We start from the raw sequence: 16,789 nt of genomic DNA, 5'->3' as shown, positions 1-16,789 counted from the left end.
CAGAGTAAAGCGAGAGCTGAACCGGACCGAGGTGACCGGAAAGACCTTCAGCGCGCTCCTCTGGCTCGGCGTGGAAACACGCCACGACGCAGAAGACAACGGCATCTTCTTCTCTGACCTCTACGTGCCCAGCCACACCCTTTCTTCAGAGATCCAACGAGAGGCCCGCAAGCACGGTATGCCCGCCTACACGGAACTCGGTTGCGGTCAGGAACTTAATGGCAAACCGGTCTGCGCAAATGGTGCAATTCCGCCGGTCTGACAGCCTGCGCATCGCACGGTTTGCGAAAAGCTTGCGCCACACGTTTGGCTGAGGCTGGCGCATCGGAACGTGAAATCATGGCGTGGACGGGTCGTACATCGCCGCAGATGGTTCAGGTTTACGCGGGCAAGGCGGCGTGGCCTTATGGCGGATCAAGGTTTTGCCAAGCTGCGTCAGAACGAAACGGGTTCGAAACTTGACGAACCCAAAGAAGAGGATTCGACAAAACGACAAATACTCTAAGCGAAAACAATCGCTTGGTTGATGTAGAACGACACGTAGTTTGGCACCTCTAGCAACTGTATTGTTCATTCTGGATGAGGCGTCCATTTTTGCCCTGATTTGACGAGGGCATTTGCGATGGTCACAAGCTTTCGGGCGACGGCGACAATGACGACCTTGTGTGGTTTACCTGCGGCACGCAGACGATCCGCGAAGGTTTTCAGGACCTGATTGTGGTGGCTGGCAACGAGGGCCGCCTGGAATATTACGTGCCTGAGCAGTCGTCGCCCTCCGCCGATAGCGCGCTTACCACGCATCGCTCCGCTGTCGTGTGCAATCGGTGCGAGGCCCGCGAGCGCGGCGGCCTGCTCGCCTGTGATCTGACCAAGTTCTGGCATCTCGGCGATCAACATCGAGCTGGCAACCGGGCCGACCCCGGGGACGGACCGCAGGATACCGGCAGTTGCGGCCAGTTCATCGTCTGCAGCGATGGTCTGTTCAATCCGCGCCTCCAGATCCGCGATTTGGCGGTCGAGAAGCGTGCGCCGCTGGTCGTCCATACTCGCGAACATCTCGGCAGATCCCAGTTTCCCATGCGCCTTTATCTGTGCCAGAAGGCGTTTTCTGCTCTCAACGAGCTGCCCGCGCTTTGACGTCAAGGCTCTGAGAACCCGCAGCTTTTCATGTGGCAGACTGCGCCCGGCACCGGGCCGGAACATCATGAACCGGGCGATGAGTTCCGCATCTATCCGATCCGTTTTGGCCCGTGTGCCCCGGCTTGCGGCGAAGGCCTTGATTTGCGCTGGCGGCAATTGTCGCGTCGCCACGCTGGCGGCCTCCAGCGCCGCCCATAAACGCCATTCCTGGCCTCCGGTTGCCTCGAAGCAGACCAGGCCGTTGACGTCCCGAGCCAACCGCACCAGCTGTTCGTGCCCCTCATCCGCGTTCGGCAATCTCAACCACTTGCCATCCGGCAGGCAATGAATGTCCAGCCAATCCCGCGAGACATCTATGCCGATGATCCGGTCGTGTGCTACCGTTTCCATGCTCTCTTCCTTCTGCTTCGTGGTCCTGATCGGCCACATTCAACTGTTCGAGACGATGAAGAGAGACGGTGCTGGCTCGCTAGCAAACGTGGTCAGGCCACAAGGCTCAGACGCCATACACCGTCCCACCACCGGCCTCGGCCAAGGTCGGTGGTGGGAGGAGATTAGCAAAGCGCAGATACAGAAGGGTCAGGACTCGTTCTTGTTTCATAGCCAGAACATGACGATGGCTGCGAGAGCGATGGCGGAGAGGAAGACCTTCGGGCATCTATCATATCGTGTTGCCACACGCCGCCAATCCTTGTGGCTGCCGAACATGATCTCGATCCGGTTTTGGCGCTTGTAGCGGCGCTTGTCGTATTTCACCGGTTTCTTCCGCTGATCCCGACCGGGGATGCAGGCGCGTATGCCTTTGTCTTTCAACACTTCTCGGAACCAATCCGCATCGTAACCTCGATCTCCGAGCAACCGATCCACGTTCGGCAGGCTGCCCAGCAATGCTCGCGCACCGATGTAGTCCCTGACATGTCCGGCGGTGACGAACAGGTTGATCGGGCGCCCCTGGCTGTCGCAGAGGGCGTGCGGTTTGGTGTTCATGCCGCTCTTTTTGCGCCCGATCAGGCGTCCACGCGCCCCTTTTTCACGCCCGTGCTGCTCGCGGTTCTGTGGCACTTGAGATAGGTTGCGTCGATCGTGACGGCCTTCGTCTCGCCGTGCTCGGCGGCCAAACCAGCCATCATCCGGGCGAAGACGCCCTTGTCGCGCCACCGATTCCAGCGATTGTAGAGCGTCTTGTGCGGGCCGTATTCCTTGGGCGCATCGCGCCACCTTAAGCCATTGCGATCGATGAAGATAATCCCACTCGACACGCGCCGGTCGCCAACGCGCGGTTTGCCGTGAGGCTTCGGGAAGTATGGTTTGAGACGTGCCATTTGCGCGTCGCTCAGCCAGAAAAGATCAGACATGTTCACCGCTCGTTTTCAGACCGTGAATCACGCAGCCAGGCGGAAATCAATGGGTCCTGACCCTTCTGTATCTGCGCTTTGCTAATCTCCTCCCACCACCGACCTTGGCCGAGGCCGGTGGTGGGACGGTGTATGGCGTCTGAGCCTTGTGGCCTGACCACGTTTGCTAGCGAGCCAGCACCGTCTCTCTTCATCGTCTCGAACAGTTGAATGTGGCCGATCAGGACCACGAAGCAGAAGGAAGAGAGCATGGAAACGGTAGCACACGACCGGATCATCGGCATAGATGTCTCGCGGGATTGGCTGGACATTCATTGCCTGCCGGATGGCAAGTGGTTGAGATTGCCGAACGCGGATGAGGGGCACGAACAGCTGGTGCGGTTGGCTCGGGACGTCAACGGCCTGGTCTGCTTCGAGGCAACCGGAGGCCAGGAATGGCGTTTATGGGCGGCGCTGGAGGCCGCCAGCGTGGCGACGCGACAATTGCCGCCAGCGCAAATCAAGGCCTTCGCCGCAAGCCGGGGCACACGGGCCAAAACGGATCGGATAGATGCGGAACTCATCGCCCGGTTCATGATGTTCCGGCCCGGTGCCGGGCGCAGTCTGCCACATGAAAAGCTGCGGGTTCTCAGAGCCTTGACGTCAAAGCGCGGGCAGCTCGTTGAGAGCAGAAAACGCCTTCTGGCACAGATAAAGGCGCATGGGAAACTGGGATCTGCCGAGATGTTCGCGAGTATGGACGACCAGCGGCGCACGCTTCTCGACCGCCAAATCGCGGATCTGGAGGCGCGGATTGAACAGACCATCGCTGCAGACGATGAACTGGCCGCAACTGCCGGTATCCTGCGGTCCGTCCCCGGGGTCGGCCCGGTTGCCAGCTCGATGTTGATCGCCGAGATGCCAGAACTTGGTCAGATCACAGGCGAGCAGGCCGCCGCGCTCGCGGGCCTCGCACCGATTGCACACGACAGCAGAGCGATGCGTGGTAAGCGCGCTATCGGCGGAGGGCGACGACTGCTCAGGCACGTAATATTCCAGGCGGCCCTCGTTGCCAGCCACCACAATCAGGTCCTGAAAACCTTCGCGGATCGTCTGCGTGCCGCAGGTAAACCACACAAGGTCGTCATTGTCGCCGTCGCCCGAAAGCTTGTGACCATCGCAAATGCCCTCGTCAAATCAGGGCAAAAATGGACGCCTCATCCAGAATGAACAATACAGTTGCTAGTTCCCCGCACATGGGGGCGCTGAACTATTGAAATCGCGGCGTCTATTTCGGCGTCCTTCGCTCATCTACCTTTTCTTCACAAGGCAAGACATCTCGTGAGGAAAAGAAATGGCACAGCAGGCACCACAAACCCCCGACCTGAATACCTTGGTTGACGAACGCGAAGCGGCGTCGATCCTTTGCTATTCGGTGCGGGCATTGCAGAATTGGCGGCATCGCGGTGGCGGGCCGGACTTTGTTCGGGTTTCGTCCAGGTCGATCCGGTATCGCCGCGCCGATCTGTTCGCATGGATCGCACAGCGCACGGTTTCGAACACCTCGCAACCCATCTGACATTCAGTTTTGCCCCAAGGCGGTTGGTAGCAGCCTTGGGGATTTTGGGGCCGGACGGCCTTCAAACGGGGCGCGGTGCAAATGCGTGTCGCGCCCCATCATGGCTGCCGCTCAAACTGAAAGGAAAATCACATGAGCACCCAACCCGCATACAAGGTCAGGCTTGGCCTTATCACCGCAACCGTCTGGGACAATGACGGCTTCTATTCCGTCGATATTGCCCGGTCCTACAAGAACAACGAAGGCCAATGGCAAAGCACATCCAGCTATTCGCATTCCGACCTGCTCAATGTCGCAAAATGCGCTGAGCGGGCGGAAATCTGGATCGGGAGGAAGATCAATGCAGCCTGATTGCATCAACGCCGGACGACCCGTCCGGCCCCAAAACAAAAGCTACCCCGCCGGAGGCATCCACCGGCGGCAATCCGCACCTGCGTCGGCGCTGGATCGCGGGCAAAGGGGGGTGATTGTAGCACCCCCCTCTGGAAATACACCGCCCCCTGAAACCGCAGAATATCAGGTTCTGCACAAGGGGTTTGACACCTTCGCCGTATCCATTCAGGCCAACATCCCGTCCGATCTGTTCGACCATCTGGAAGGCGAAAAGGAACGCGCCGACAAGGACCGCCAAGACGTTCTGGTAGACTACAACGGCGTTCAACTGCACCTGAAAGCACATGGCGGCAACGGCTATCGGTTCATCGCCAGCGGCGGCCCCTATGGCGCGACCTGGTTCTTCAAGAAACCCAACACCCGTGACAAATGGGGCATTCGCGTATCTTTCGGATCGTTCTATCTGGCGTTCTTCGGCATCGCCGCCGCGCGGCAACATCTGGACGACACTTTGGCCCGGTTGGGCGTTCGGTTCACCGACGACGATGTGAGCATTTCGCGGGTCGATTTCTGCGTCGATGTGCTGGCCCCCGGTTTCGACCTGGCCCCGGAACAGTTCGTCATGCACTCGGGTGCCAACCGGCGGGACTATGTGACCGGGTTCGACAAGAGCGTGAACGGCAAATCCGGTCGCGTCACATCCGTGACCATCGGCGGGCCGCGCAATCGGCAGGTCATCATCTATGACAAACGCCGTGAAATCATCGCATCCGGCAAGGATCACTGGTGGACGATCTGGAACCATAGCCTGAAACGCCAAGGGTTGCCTCCGCTCGATCCGAACGCGCCTGAAAACAGCATCTGGCGGGTCGAATTCCGGGCGGGCAAGGATTTGCTGAAAGATACATGGAACATCCGCACATGGGCGCAATTTTACGACCGGTTCGGGGATTTGTGCCGCCATTCGGGCGAAGTTGTGCGCTATGCGACACCCAGCCCCACCGATCCGAACCGGGCCAGATGGCCCAATCATCCGCTTTGGGAAACGGTATGTGCCGACATGAATGACGATCTGTGCGACATGCGGTCAGGCTGTGATCCGAACCCGATGAAAGAGGTTCATCGCGAACAGCACATTTCCGTGCTGACCCGCAACATTCTGGGCAGCACCATCACCTTGGCGGCTTTGCGCGGTATTGGGCAGGAAGGGTTGGAAACGTTCTTTTCCGTCACCGCCAAGGATTTGTCGGGCATGGTCAGAAAAAGCCCGGAAAAGACGGCAAAACAGTTGGAAAACGCCAAAAACCGCTATGTGTTTCTGGATGCCCGGTAATGCAGCGGAATGCCATGAAAAGTAACGAAAAGGCATGGGTATTCCATGTCTTTTCATGACCTTCTCGGAACCGCGAAAGCACAGGAATGTACGGGAAAGCCCGGTTTTGCACATGATTTGCCATGACAGTTCAGTTCATGTTCGGATCCAATCGCTATCCCAGCAACATCCGGTCGAAGACAAATGACAGCAGTGCGGACAGGCTGTGTGAAAACTCGGGGCAGGAATTTCTGTCGTCGCACTGGTATCGGCGAAGTGTAGAAAAGCCCGTCCAGTTGGACGAGAGAATGACGTTATCAGGAGTTCTCGACCGCTCGCAGTCGACCGGCGGAGTTTTCAAACAGCCTCCGGAAATTCCTGACGTTCACCACGTCTACGCTGACGGTGATCCCATTGTTGCCCGCCGCCGCCAATACGCGGTACTGCACAACCCCTTTTCCGGCAGCCCTTGACGTGGATCAAGGTGATCTGGCCACGCGCGACCCAGACTTTGTTGATAGTTCCGGCTTTGCGGTCTGACATCTTTCCAATTAGCGGAGACGCCAATTGAAGCTTATGAGTTCTGAACGACATCACAGGCCGCACGGTGCTGAGACGTTCGATGGCAAATGGGAAGGAACACATATGTTGCTCAATCGTGTTATTTCGACCGTTCTGGTGAGCTTTGCTGTTGGTGGACTGGCTGAACCGGTCTTTGCGCAAAGCACATCTGGAGTTCCAAACGCGACCAGAACGATAAACGGGCTGCAATTGCCGCCTCCGCCTGTTCAGTTCGGCGGCGAGATTGGAACTCTGGCACGGGATTCGACCCAGTGGTGGACCCCGCGCGTCGTTCCGCCGGAAGACGCGCCGAACGTGTTACTAATTATTACCGACGATTCCGGCTGGGGTATCCCAAGCACCTTTGGCGGCATTATTCCTCATCCGACGATGGACGCGCTCGCCGCTGACGGGCTTTCTTTCACGAGTATCCATTCGACAGCACTCTGTTCGCCGACACGGGCGGCGCTGCTTACCGGACGCAACCATCACAACGCTGGGTTTGGGGTGATCTCGGAGCAGTCGACCGGTTACCCCGGCTACAACAGCATCATCGCTGAAGACAAGACGACGGTCGGGCGCATCCTGCTCGACAATGGCTACAATACTTCGTGGTTCGGCAAGAACCACAACACGCCTGCATTCGAGGCAAGCCAGAGCGGCCCGTTTGACCAATGGCCGACGGGCATGGGTTTCGAGTATTTTTATGGCTTTGTCGGCGGCGACGCCAATCAGTGGCAGCCAAATCTCTTCCGCAATACCACGCAAATCTATCCGTTCGAGGGCAAGCCCGGGTGGAACCTCATGACCGGCATGGCAGACGACGCCATCGACTGGATCAGGCGGATGCACCAAACAAACCCGTCCAAACCGTTTCTGGTCAAGTTTGCGCCCGGTGCCACTCATGCGCCGCACCATCCGACACAGGAATGGGTCGACAAGATCAGCGCAATGCATCTCTTCGACGAGGGCTGGAACAAAGTGCAAGAGGCCATCTTTGACAGGCAGAAAGAGATGGGCTTCTTCCCCGAGGATGCCAAGATCACGCCTTGGCCCACCGACTACATCAAGGAATGGGACAAGCTCACGGATGTCGAGAAAAAACTGTTCATTCGCCAGGTGGACGTTTTTGCCGCGTACTCCGCATATATGGACGATGAGATCGGACGGGTCGTCCAGGCGCTCAAGGATATCGGCGAATACGACAACACGCTGATCATCTACATCAATGGCGATAACGGTACGAGCGCCGAAGGCGGACTTCTTGGCACCCCGAACGAAGTCGCATGGTTCAATGGCGTGAACGCGATCCCCGCAGAAGAGCAGATGAAGTGGTATGATGTTTGGGGAACCGAGCACACTTACAACCATATGGCTGTGGGCTGGGTCTGGGCCTTCGACACTCCTTATCCTTGGATGAAGCAGATTGCGTCGAAACTCGGCGGAGTCAGGCAGAACATGACGGTCACCTGGCCCGCAAAGATCACTGACAAGGGCGGCAAGCGCGACCAGTTCCTGCACGTGATTGATGTGATGCCGACAATCCTGGAAGCAGTCGGAATCACGGCTCCGCAATCCGTTGACGGGATCACGCAGGCCCCGATAGACGGCAAAAGCTTTGCCTATCTTTTCGATGCCAAGAACGCCGATGCGCCACCACCGCGAGATACTCAGTATTTTGAAATGATGGGGCAATGGGGACTGTGGCACGATGGCTGGTTCCTCGGAACCAAAGTGAACCGGGCACCATGGGAAGGCTTTGCGACGCCCAATCCCGATCCATTGAACAACCAGGTGTTCGAGCTTTACAATCTGAAGGACGACCCGACGCAGAGCACGGATATTGCGGCGGCTCACCCGGACATGGTGCAAAAACTGAGGGAGACTTTTATCCGGGAGGCCACGAAGTACCAGGTCTTCCCTCTGGACGCTTCGGTCGCCGCACGGATGGCGGCACCGCGTCCGAACATCACCGCCGGTCGCGACGAGTTTGTCTATACAAGCCCGATGGTCGGGCTGCCTCAGGGCGACTCCCCGTTGCTGCTCAATACGTCCTATACGATTACCGCTGAACTTGATGTGCCTCAAAGTGGCGCCGAAGGCATGATTCTGACGTCCGGCGGGCGGTTCGCGGGGTACGGCTTCTACCTTCTGGAAGGCAAGCCGGTGTTCCTGTGGAACATGCTCGACCTCAACCGTATCAAATGGGAGGGCAAGGAGGCGCTAAGCCCGGGCAAGCACACCGTCGAGTTTGATTTCGTCTATGACGGGATCGGCAATGGGACACTCGCCTACAACAACCTCAGCGGGGTCGGTCAACCGGGAACCGGAACCCTCAAGGTGGATGGCGACGTGGTCGACACCAAAAAGATGGACAAGACCATTCCGATCATCCTCCAATGGGACGAGTCGTTCGACATCGGTTCGGACACGCTGACGGGTGTGAACGATGCCGACTACAAACCACCCTTTAGCCTGACTGCCAAGCTCGAAAAGCTGACCGTAAGAGTAGACCGGCCCCAGCTTTCCGATGCCGACAAGGTGAAACTGCAGGCAGCACTGCAGAAGGCCAGTGATTGAACATCAAGACCGCTAAGTTGCGGAATTCGGTCTCCGGCGCCCCTTGGGTCGGTCGGGGACCAAGCATGACCGGTGGATCGCCGAGGCTCTATGTGATCATCCGGGATGGAACAATTAAGTAAGTCCGCTTCCGGATAATGCGCCCCTCGCTCTTGCACCTGCAGCGAATTCACACTTTCCGCCCTTTGCGTGGCGGCGACCCCACTCCGTCATAGCTGAAAGGTCAATCCGGGTCGGCGGCGGTGGGGCATATGCTCTGCGGCCATAGGGCGGTCCTTCTGAGTTTAGGAAAGATTGGCAAGGCCGTCACTCTTAGGCAGCCCACTCCGCGAGAATGTCAGCCTGGCTTGTAATGAAGCAATATGGACCACGGCCACGATTGAACTGGAACAGAATCCAGAGCGTTGCGAGAATGCATCTGTTCGGGGCAACTCATTTCTTCTGCACCGTGGTTCCGTATTGCTTCCAGCGAACCGAAACACGCGATGGTCCATATTTGGACATCGCGCAATCAGTTGAACTCAAAGAAAAAAGTGGTGAGCCGTGCAGGATTCGAACCTGCGACCCACTGATTAAAAGTCAGTTGCTCTACCAACTGAGCTAACGGCCCACTCTTTGCGGTAACGGTTTCCCGATCCCTTGGCGCTCTCTATGCCAATTGGTCCAACGGGATCAACCACCAAAATCGCGTCATTCCGTCCAAATCGCAATTTCTTGGACCCGAACATGGCGGCCTTCCTAGAAAAGTCATCGGGCGGGGTCAAGCCCCTGTTACAAGTTTCGCAATGATACTCTGGATTCGCTGCCCCGGCGGCGCTATATCCGCGCTATGCAGGACCTTCAGAACAGCGGTTTGCCCTTCATGAAAATGCACGGGCTGGGAAATGACTTTGTCGTTGTGGACGCGCGCGCCCATGCGCATCAGGTGACCCCGGCCCTGGCGCAGGCCGTGGCCGACCGCCATTGCGGCATCGGTTTCGATCAGCTTGCCGTCATCACACCGGGCACGGGAGATGCCCATCTGACCTTTTACAATGCCGACGGCTCGACCTCGGCGGCCTGTGGCAATGCCACCCGCTGCATCGCGCGCATGCTGATCGTGCAAACCGGGAAAACCGAACTGACCCTGACCACCGACCGCGGCACGCTCTTGGCATGCGATGCGGGCGACGGGCTGACCTCGGTCAACATGGGTCAGCCGCAGCTGGACTGGCGCGACATTCCGCTGGCCGAGGAAATGGACACGCTGGAACTGCCGATCGAGGGCGGCCCCACCGCCACCGGCATGGGCAACCCCCACTGCACCTTTTTTGTACCCGACGCCGAGGCGATCCCGCTGTCCGAGTTCGGCGCGCGCTATGAACATCACCCGCTGTATCCACAGCGCACCAACGTGCAGGTGGCCCAGATCATCGGCCCCGACCACATCCGCATGCGGGTATGGGAGCGCGGCGTCGGCATCACGCTGGCCTCGGGCTCGTCGTCCTGTGCCACCGCCGTGGCCGCCGCCCGACGCGGGCTGACCGGGCGCGCGGTGCGTATCGACCTGGACGGCGGCACGCTGAACATCGACTGGCGCGACGACGGCGTCTGGATGACCGGCCCCACGATGCATGTCGCCTCGGGCACCCTGACGCCCGAATTCCTGGCCAGCCTCGCATGAGCGCACCCAAATTCACCACGCTGGGCTGCCGCCTGAACGCCTATGAAACCGAGGCGATGAAGGATCTGACCGCGCAGGCCGGGCTGGAAAACGCCGTCATCGTCAACACCTGCGCCGTCACCGCCGAGGCGGTGCGCAAGGCGCGTCAGGAAATCCGCAAGCTGCGGCGCGAAAACCCGCAGGCGCAGATCATCGTCACCGGCTGCGCGGCCCAGACCGAACCCGACACCTTTGCCGCCATGGCCGAAGTCAACGCCGTCATCGGCAACACCGAGAAAATGCAACCCGCCACCTGGGCGGGCCTTGCCGGGGACTTCGGCACCGAGCCGGTGCAGGTCGACGATATCATGTCGGTGACTGAAACCGCCGGCCATCTGATCGACGGCTTCGGCACCCGCAGCCGCGCCTATGTGCAGGTCCAGAACGGCTGCGATCACCGCTGCACCTTCTGCATCATCCCCTATGGGCGGGGCAATTCACGCAGCGTCCCCGCCGGTGTGGTGGTGGACCAGATCAAACGCCTGGTAGAGCGCGGCTATAACGAGGTGGTACTGACCGGTGTCGACCTGACCAGCTGGGGGGCCGACCTGCCCGCACAGCCGCGCCTGGGCGATCTGGTGCTGCGCATCCTGCGGCTGGTGCCCGACCTGCCCCGCCTGCGCATCAGCAGCATCGACAGCATCGAGGTCGACGACAATCTGATGGCCGCCATCGCCACCGAACCGCGCCTGATGCCGCACCTGCACCTGTCGCTGCAGCATGGCGACGACCTGATCCTGAAACGGATGAAACGCCGCCATCTGCGCGACGACGCCATCCGCTTTGCCGAAACCGCCCGCGCCCTGCGCCCGGACATGACATTCGGGGCCGACATCATCGCCGGTTTCCCAACCGAGACCGACGCACATTTCGAAAATTCCCTGAAACTGGTAACAGACTGCGACCTGACCTGGCTGCATGTCTTTCCCTATTCCCGCCGCGACGGCACCCCCGCCGCGCGCATTCCCAATCAGGTCGACGGCAAGACCATCAAGGCCCGCGCCGCCCGCCTGCGCGCCGCCGGCGACGCCCAGGTCACCCGCCACCTTACGGCCCAGATCGGCCTGACCCACCGCATCCTGATGGAAAACCCCCACATGGGCCGCACCGAACAATTCACCGAAGTCACCTTTGCCGCGCCCCAGCCCGAGGGCCAGATCGTCACCGCGACGATCACGGGCACCAGCGACCGCCAGCTGACGGCGTGATCCGCGCGCCCTGAAGCACAGCAGCGGCAACGACAGCCATGGCAAGAAACCGGCCTTCGCGGCGACGGGACCCTAAGTCAAAAAAGCGGACTTTACCAACCTATGCATCAGAACTCCCAAAGTCCGCTGTTGGAGGGCGTTAATATAGCGATCATTCTTCCAGTTCAGCATTCAATTTAGCAGCTAAGTTAAAGAATCTTCGCCTCACATCTTCGGCGTACGGGTTCGCTTTTTCAATAGCTTCGAAGACTTCCGGAGCATCGTTCTGGACCATAGAAATCCCCTCGCTGAGTAAGTCGAAGCTCTTTGTCGTCATGCGTGACGGCAACGGTTCCATGCTCAGCAAGACTTTTGCAATGAGATGTGTGAGGCCCTGCACAATGGCTGCGTCCCGATCATGCTCGTCGGGCGTCGTTATGATGACCTCTAGCCCAAGTTCCTTGCGAAGAAATGCTGCAAATCGGGAATGGAGCTTCCCCTGGATGGGACAAATGGCAATCTTGAGACCTCGTACACCGTCTTTTGCGCTTTGCGGGCCGAACAACGGATGCGTTGCTATGATGTTAACATCGTCAGGCAACAACCGTTTCATGATCTCAGAAGGTTGCGTTTTGACTGACCCAACATCGACTATGATAGCCCCGGGGCGACAGACCGCGGCAATCGACGTCACGACGCGTTCAAAAGTTGCAACCGGTGATGCGATAACAACGATATCGCTTTGCGACACCACATTGAGAGGTCCCGAGGAAACTCCAAATTCCGCGGCAACATCCGCAGGAATTGGTGACGGATCATACGCAATCAACTCGAAGTACGCATGCAAATGCAGGCCGATCAGCTGACCAAATGCCCCGAATCCAATGATTCCGAGGGTCTTTCGAGTTTTTCTGGTATTCTGTCTATTCATGTCCATGACCTCTTAAGTTGCCACCCGGCAGAAGGTCATGCTTTGTGAAGACCGCTGTCAGAGCAGCGGAAATTTCACGATGAAGTGCCCGCAGCTATCCAAGCCGGAGGTAATAGTCCTGCATTGAAAAAAACGGTTTCATCATGCGCAACGGTGTAGAGTAGCAAGAAGGGCCAGGTCAACCAATTGCACTTATCGGTCGTTCGAAACGGGCGCAGCATTTGGAGCTCTGGGCTCGTTCCCGCCTTCCGCCATAAATTTCCCCGAGGTCCGGACAGAACCCCTTCCGACGGTGGGTGCGGGCGCGTCTTCCGGTCACCGCCTTTGACACCTGCCTCCGGCTCTTAGCGCTCGGGCAGGATTCTGGTCCGCACGGTGGGTTAACCGACTGATTCCGCCCAAATCCGCCCGCTGCGTATGTACCCGGTATGTACGCCTGCCATACTCGTCATCCTCAGCAAAACAAGGGGGGTTAACGCCGGAATCCGGCGATCTTCTGTTGCGTCCGCTCCGCGCAAACGAAAACCCCCGCGCCGGGGCACGGGGGTCAACACGTCAGAAAGGTCGATGCGATCAGCTGGTCTTCTTGCCCTTGATCGGCGCCCAGATCCGCTTGTTGGTCAGGTACAGCAGTACCGACAGAACCGTCAGAAACAGCACCCCGACAAAGCCCGCCTGTTTGCGCGCCATCATCTTGGGTTCGGCGGCCCACATCAGGAACGCGGCCACGTCCTGCGCCTCGTTGCGCAGATCGTTGCTGTGCCCATCGGCAAATTCGACATCCTCACCCGCCAGCGGCGGTGCCATGCTGATCCAGCCGCCGGGAAAGGCAGTGTTTTCATACAGGATCGAACCCGCTTCTTCCTTCTCCTCGCCGGTGTAGCCGTTCAGCAGCGAGGCAATGTATTCCGCGCCGCCCATGCCCTTGAACAGCTGGTTCATCCCCAGCCCGTAGGGGCCGTGAAACCCGGCACGGGCCTTGGCCATCATGCTCAGATCCGGCGCCCCCGCAGCGGTGTTGGCCGGGAAATGATCCACCGGGATAGCCGGGCGGTCGTCTTCCAGTTCCGGGTCATAAACCGAGAAATTCTCAGCCGCATAGGCACGGACCTGATCGGCAGGCAGCTGTGGCCCGCCTTCGTCGCCCAGGGTCCGCAGCGGCACGTATTTCAGACCGTGGCAGGCCGCGCAGACCTCGGTATAGATCTGTAGACCGCGCTGCAGCTGGTTCTGGTCGTAGGTGCCGAACGGGCCTTCGAACGAGAACGCGAAATCCTCGATATGCTGTTCGCCACCTGCCGCCATGGCGGCAGGTGCAAGCGCGACGGCAAAGGCGGCACTGATTGCAAGTTTCTTGAACATCTGTCCCGATCCTTTTCTTACTCGGCGGGCGCTGCGGCGGCGTCGCTGCCAGCCTCAGCCTTCTTGCCGTAATGCGCCTCGAAATCCTCTTCGATGGTCGCAGGCGGCGTGTCCGGCTTTTCGATCACACCCAGCAGCGGCAGGATCACCAGGAAGTAGGCGAACCAATAGGCCGACGCGATCAATGCAAAGCTGGCATAGGGTTCCTCGGCGGGCATTGCCCCCAGCCACATCAGCGCGACAAAGTCGATCACCAGCAGCCAGAACCACCACTTGAACATCGGACGATAGCGGCCCGACCGCACGCTGGACGTATCCAGCCACGGTACCAGCGCCATCACCGCAATCGCACCGAACATGGCCAGCACGCCGAAGAACTTGGCGTCAACGATACCGCCGGTCACGAAGGACGCGATCTGAACGACCCAGACTTCCGAAGTAAAGGCCCGCAGAATGGCATAGAACGGCAGGTAGTACCATTCCGGAACAATATGCGCAGGGGTCACCAGCGGGTTGGCTTCGATATAGTTGTCCGGGTGGCCAAGATAGTTCGGCATGAACCCGACCACAGCCCAGAAGATCGCCAGAATCACCGCCAGGGCGAACAGATCCTTGATCACGAAATAGGGCCAGAACGGAACCGTGTCCTTTTCCGCCTCGGCTTTGGATCCACGGCGCACCTCGACCCCGGTGGGGTTGTTGTTGCCGGTGGTATGGAAGGCCCAGATATGCACCGCGACCAGCGCGGCGATCACAAAGGGCAGCAGGTAGTGCAGGCTGAAAAAGCGGTTCAGCGTGGCATTGTCGACAGCCGGTCCGCCCAGCAGCCAGGTTTGCAACGGCTCGCCGATAAAGGGGATGGCGCCAAACAGGCCGGTGATCACGGTTGCACCCCAGAACGACATCTGACCCCAGGGCAGAACATAGCCCAAGAAGCCGGTCGCCATCATCGCCAGATAGATCAGCATACCGATGATCCAGGTGATTTCGCGCGGGGATTTGTAGGACCCGTAATACAGGCCACGGAAAATGTGGATGTAGACGGCCACAAAGAACAGCGATGCACCGTTGGCATGCAGATACCGAAGCATATAGCCGCCGTTCACATTGCGCATGATGTGTTCGATGCTGGCAAATGCCATGTCCACATGCGGCGTATAATGCATCACCAGAACGATGCCGGTGATGATCTGCAGCACCAGACAGAAGGTCAGGATGATGCCCCAGATCCACATCCAGTTCAGGTTCTTGGGCGTGGGGATCATGATCGTGTCATACAACAGACCCACGATAGGCAGGCGGCTATGCAGCCACTTTTCACCACCGGTCTTGGGTTCGTAATGATCGTGCGGAATTCCGGCCATTTTATGTTTCCTTATCCCAGTTTGATCATGGTGTCGTCAGAGAACGACGCGACCGGAATGTGCAGGTTTTGCGGTGCCGGTCCTTTGCGGATGCGGCCAGCCGTATCATAGTGCGATCCGTGGCAGGGGCAGAACCAGCCTCCGAAATCGCCCGATCCCTCACCGATGGGAACACAGCCCAGGTGGGTACAGACACCGATCATCACCAGCCACTCTTCGCGGTCGCCGATAACACGGTTACCGTCAGACGCGTCGGTGCCCGGCTTGTTCGGGTTTTCCGAGGTGGTATCGATCAGCTCGTCAATTGGGACGGCCTTGGCGGCGTCAATCTCTTCCTGTGTGCGGTGCCGGATAAAGACCGGCTTGCCCAGGTATTTCACGGTCAGCTGAGTTCCGACATCGACATCCGAGATGTCGACGAGAATCGAGGACAAGGCCTGTACATCTGCGGACGGGTTCATCTGGTTGACCAGCGGCCAGACGGCGGCCCCTGTTGCGACAACTCCGGCGCCAGCGGTGGCATAGTAGAGGAAGTCTCTCCGGGTGCCTTCGTGATCTTCTGCGTGGGACACGAGGTTTACTCCAATTCCTGGGCCCTGAGACGGGCAAACGTGCATAAGGGCCGCAGACTGGTGCGGCTTCTCATGGCGGGTATTACCGAGGTCGATTTGGTTCGTCCAGCGGTCATAGGCGCGCAGGAGCTCGCTACTGTGCGCCTGTGTCGCAACTGCGTCGCTTTAAATACACTCATGCCGTCCCCAAATACCTCCGATGGCGTATTTTTCGCCCCTGTCATGCCACCGGCGGGCGGGTGGCCTGCATGCTCGGACGTGATTCGAACCCGGCGAACCACTCTGCCAGCCCCGCATTGTCCTTGCGCCAATCCCGCTGTGGATGGCGAAAATCGACATAGGCCAGCGCACAGGCAACCGAGATATGGCCCATGTCCAGGGCACCGGACAGGTGGCTGATCCAGCGCCCGTTCAGGACCGAAACCGCCCGCGCGATCTTGGCCCATTGCGCTTCGATCCATTGGCTCGATTGCTGCTCGGGCGGGCGCAGGCGGGTTTCATAGGTCATCGACACCGCGCACTCCATGATGCCGTCGCCGGTGGCCTCGAGTGTCAGAGCCTCCCAGCGGCGCGCGCCCGACGGGTACAGCGCCCCGGCGAACCGGTCGTCGAGATAGGCACAGATCACCCGGCTGTCATAGAGTGTCGGGCCGTCCGACCGCTCCAGAGCCGGAATCTTGCCCAGCGGATTGCTCGCGATCAGGACTTCGGACGAGTCGAATGCCGTGGTTGCCACCGGTTCGAGCGCAACCGCGTCGGTTTTCTGCAATTCATGCAGAAGGACACACACCTTGCGGACAAAGGGCGATGCGGGCGAGTGGTACAGTTTCAT

17 protein-coding genes and 1 tRNA gene are annotated in these 16,789 nt (G+C 59.1%); 10 read left to right on the top strand and 8 right to left on the bottom strand.

Features of this window, described 5'->3' with window-relative positions; translation table 11 throughout:
* Positions 1-31 precede the first annotated feature (31 nt).
* Both NANH_RS28620 and NANH_RS27995 read left to right on the top strand, forming a co-directional pair.
* A complete protein-coding gene (locus NANH_RS28620; RefSeq protein ID WP_139236700.1) occupies positions 32-262 on the top strand; it encodes a hypothetical protein in 231 nt (76 codons plus the stop codon).
* Positions 263-282: 20 nt separating this feature from the next.
* Entirely contained in the window at positions 283-462 is a 180-nt protein-coding gene (locus NANH_RS27995) for a site-specific integrase (RefSeq protein WP_074920847.1), read from the top strand.
* A 108-nt stretch (positions 463-570) separates the two neighbouring features.
* On the opposite strand, the gene NANH_RS0115175 is transcribed toward NANH_RS27995, so the two are convergent.
* Together NANH_RS0115175 and NANH_RS27990 are read right to left on the bottom strand one after the other, a co-directional pair.
* The gene (locus NANH_RS0115175; protein WP_036049687.1) at positions 571-1,530 is read right to left on the bottom strand and encodes an IS110 family RNA-guided transposase; all 960 of its coding nucleotides are present in this window, start codon (positions 1,528-1,530) and stop codon (positions 571-573) included.
* Positions 1,531-1,737: 207 nt separating this feature from the next.
* Positions 1,738-2,495 (bottom strand): IS5 family transposase gene (locus NANH_RS27990; protein WP_154665569.1). Its coding sequence is split into 2 segments (ribosomal slippage): positions 1,738-2,162 and positions 2,162-2,495, totalling 759 coding nucleotides; the frame shifts between segments, so codons are not numbered across the junction.
* Between the two features lie 249 nt (positions 2,496-2,744).
* Here NANH_RS27990 and NANH_RS0115155 point away from each other — a divergent pair.
* The 6 genes from NANH_RS0115155 to NANH_RS0115135 all read left to right on the top strand — a co-directional run bounded on the left by NANH_RS0115155 (position 2,745) and on the right by NANH_RS0115135 (position 8,839).
* Entirely contained in the window at positions 2,745-3,704 is a 960-nt protein-coding gene (locus NANH_RS0115155; protein WP_036049701.1) for an IS110 family RNA-guided transposase, read from the top strand.
* 124 nt (positions 3,705-3,828) lie between these two features.
* Positions 3,829-4,053, top strand: coding sequence for a helix-turn-helix transcriptional regulator (locus NANH_RS0115150; protein ID WP_175543413.1), 225 nt, complete (start codon positions 3,829-3,831; stop codon positions 4,051-4,053).
* A gap of 132 nt (positions 4,054-4,185) precedes the next feature.
* On the top strand, positions 4,186-4,404 hold the full coding sequence (locus NANH_RS0115145) for a hypothetical protein (RefSeq protein WP_027262813.1): 219 nt from the start codon (positions 4,186-4,188) through the stop codon (positions 4,402-4,404).
* Between the two features lie 112 nt (positions 4,405-4,516).
* Positions 4,517-5,719 carry a hypothetical protein gene (locus NANH_RS0115140; protein WP_139236395.1) on the top strand — a complete coding sequence of 401 codons (1,203 nt, stop codon included), beginning with the start codon at positions 4,517-4,519 and terminating at the stop codon, positions 5,717-5,719.
* 122 nt (positions 5,720-5,841) lie between these two features.
* Complete coding sequence (locus tag NANH_RS28615) at positions 5,842-6,171, top strand: hypothetical protein (RefSeq protein ID WP_139236393.1); 330 nt, start codon at positions 5,842-5,844, stop codon at positions 6,169-6,171.
* 172 nt (positions 6,172-6,343) lie between these two features.
* Complete coding sequence (locus tag NANH_RS0115135; protein ID WP_036049899.1) at positions 6,344-8,839, top strand: arylsulfatase; 2,496 nt, start codon at positions 6,344-6,346, stop codon at positions 8,837-8,839.
* Between the two features lie 534 nt (positions 8,840-9,373).
* On the opposite strand, the gene NANH_RS0115130 is transcribed toward NANH_RS0115135, so the two are convergent.
* Positions 9,374-9,449: transfer RNA gene (locus tag NANH_RS0115130), tRNA-Lys, on the bottom strand.
* 219 nt (positions 9,450-9,668) lie between these two features.
* Between NANH_RS0115130 and dapF the strand changes: the two genes are divergently transcribed.
* Complete coding sequence (gene dapF / locus NANH_RS0115125; RefSeq protein ID WP_027262810.1) at positions 9,669-10,502, top strand: diaminopimelate epimerase; 834 nt, start codon at positions 9,669-9,671, stop codon at positions 10,500-10,502.
* Complete coding sequence (gene mtaB / locus NANH_RS0115120; protein WP_027262809.1) at positions 10,499-11,749, top strand: tRNA (N(6)-L-threonylcarbamoyladenosine(37)-C(2))-methylthiotransferase MtaB; 1,251 nt, start codon at positions 10,499-10,501, stop codon at positions 11,747-11,749. The genes dapF and mtaB overlap by 4 nt, the downstream gene beginning before the upstream one ends.
* A gap of 151 nt (positions 11,750-11,900) precedes the next feature.
* On the opposite strand, the gene NANH_RS0115115 is transcribed toward mtaB, so the two are convergent.
* The 5 genes from NANH_RS0115115 to NANH_RS0115095 all read right to left on the bottom strand — a co-directional run bounded on the left by NANH_RS0115115 (position 11,901) and on the right by NANH_RS0115095 (position 16,789).
* Positions 11,901-12,659, bottom strand: coding sequence for a prephenate dehydrogenase/arogenate dehydrogenase family protein (locus NANH_RS0115115; protein ID WP_027262808.1), 759 nt, complete (start codon positions 12,657-12,659; stop codon positions 11,901-11,903).
* A gap of 573 nt (positions 12,660-13,232) precedes the next feature.
* Complete coding sequence (locus tag NANH_RS0115110; protein ID WP_027262807.1) at positions 13,233-14,021, bottom strand: cytochrome c1; 789 nt, start codon at positions 14,019-14,021, stop codon at positions 13,233-13,235.
* Between the two features lie 17 nt (positions 14,022-14,038).
* Complete coding sequence (gene petB, locus NANH_RS0115105) at positions 14,039-15,385, bottom strand: cytochrome b (RefSeq protein ID WP_027262806.1); 1,347 nt, start codon at positions 15,383-15,385, stop codon at positions 14,039-14,041.
* 11 nt (positions 15,386-15,396) lie between these two features.
* On the bottom strand, positions 15,397-15,957 hold the full coding sequence (gene petA / locus NANH_RS0115100; RefSeq protein WP_027262805.1) for a ubiquinol-cytochrome c reductase iron-sulfur subunit: 561 nt from the start codon (positions 15,955-15,957) through the stop codon (positions 15,397-15,399).
* Between the two features lie 220 nt (positions 15,958-16,177).
* Positions 16,178-16,789, bottom strand: a complete 612-nt coding sequence (locus NANH_RS0115095) for a glutathione S-transferase (protein ID WP_027262804.1) — start codon at positions 16,787-16,789, stop codon at positions 16,178-16,180.

The sequence above is a fragment of the Sedimentitalea nanhaiensis DSM 24252 genome (assembly GCF_000473225.1).
GTDB lineage: Bacteria > Pseudomonadota > Alphaproteobacteria > Rhodobacterales > Rhodobacteraceae > Sedimentitalea > Sedimentitalea nanhaiensis.
The sequence above is the reverse complement of the archived record's forward strand: the minus strand, read 5'-3'. Positions and strand labels throughout refer to the sequence as shown.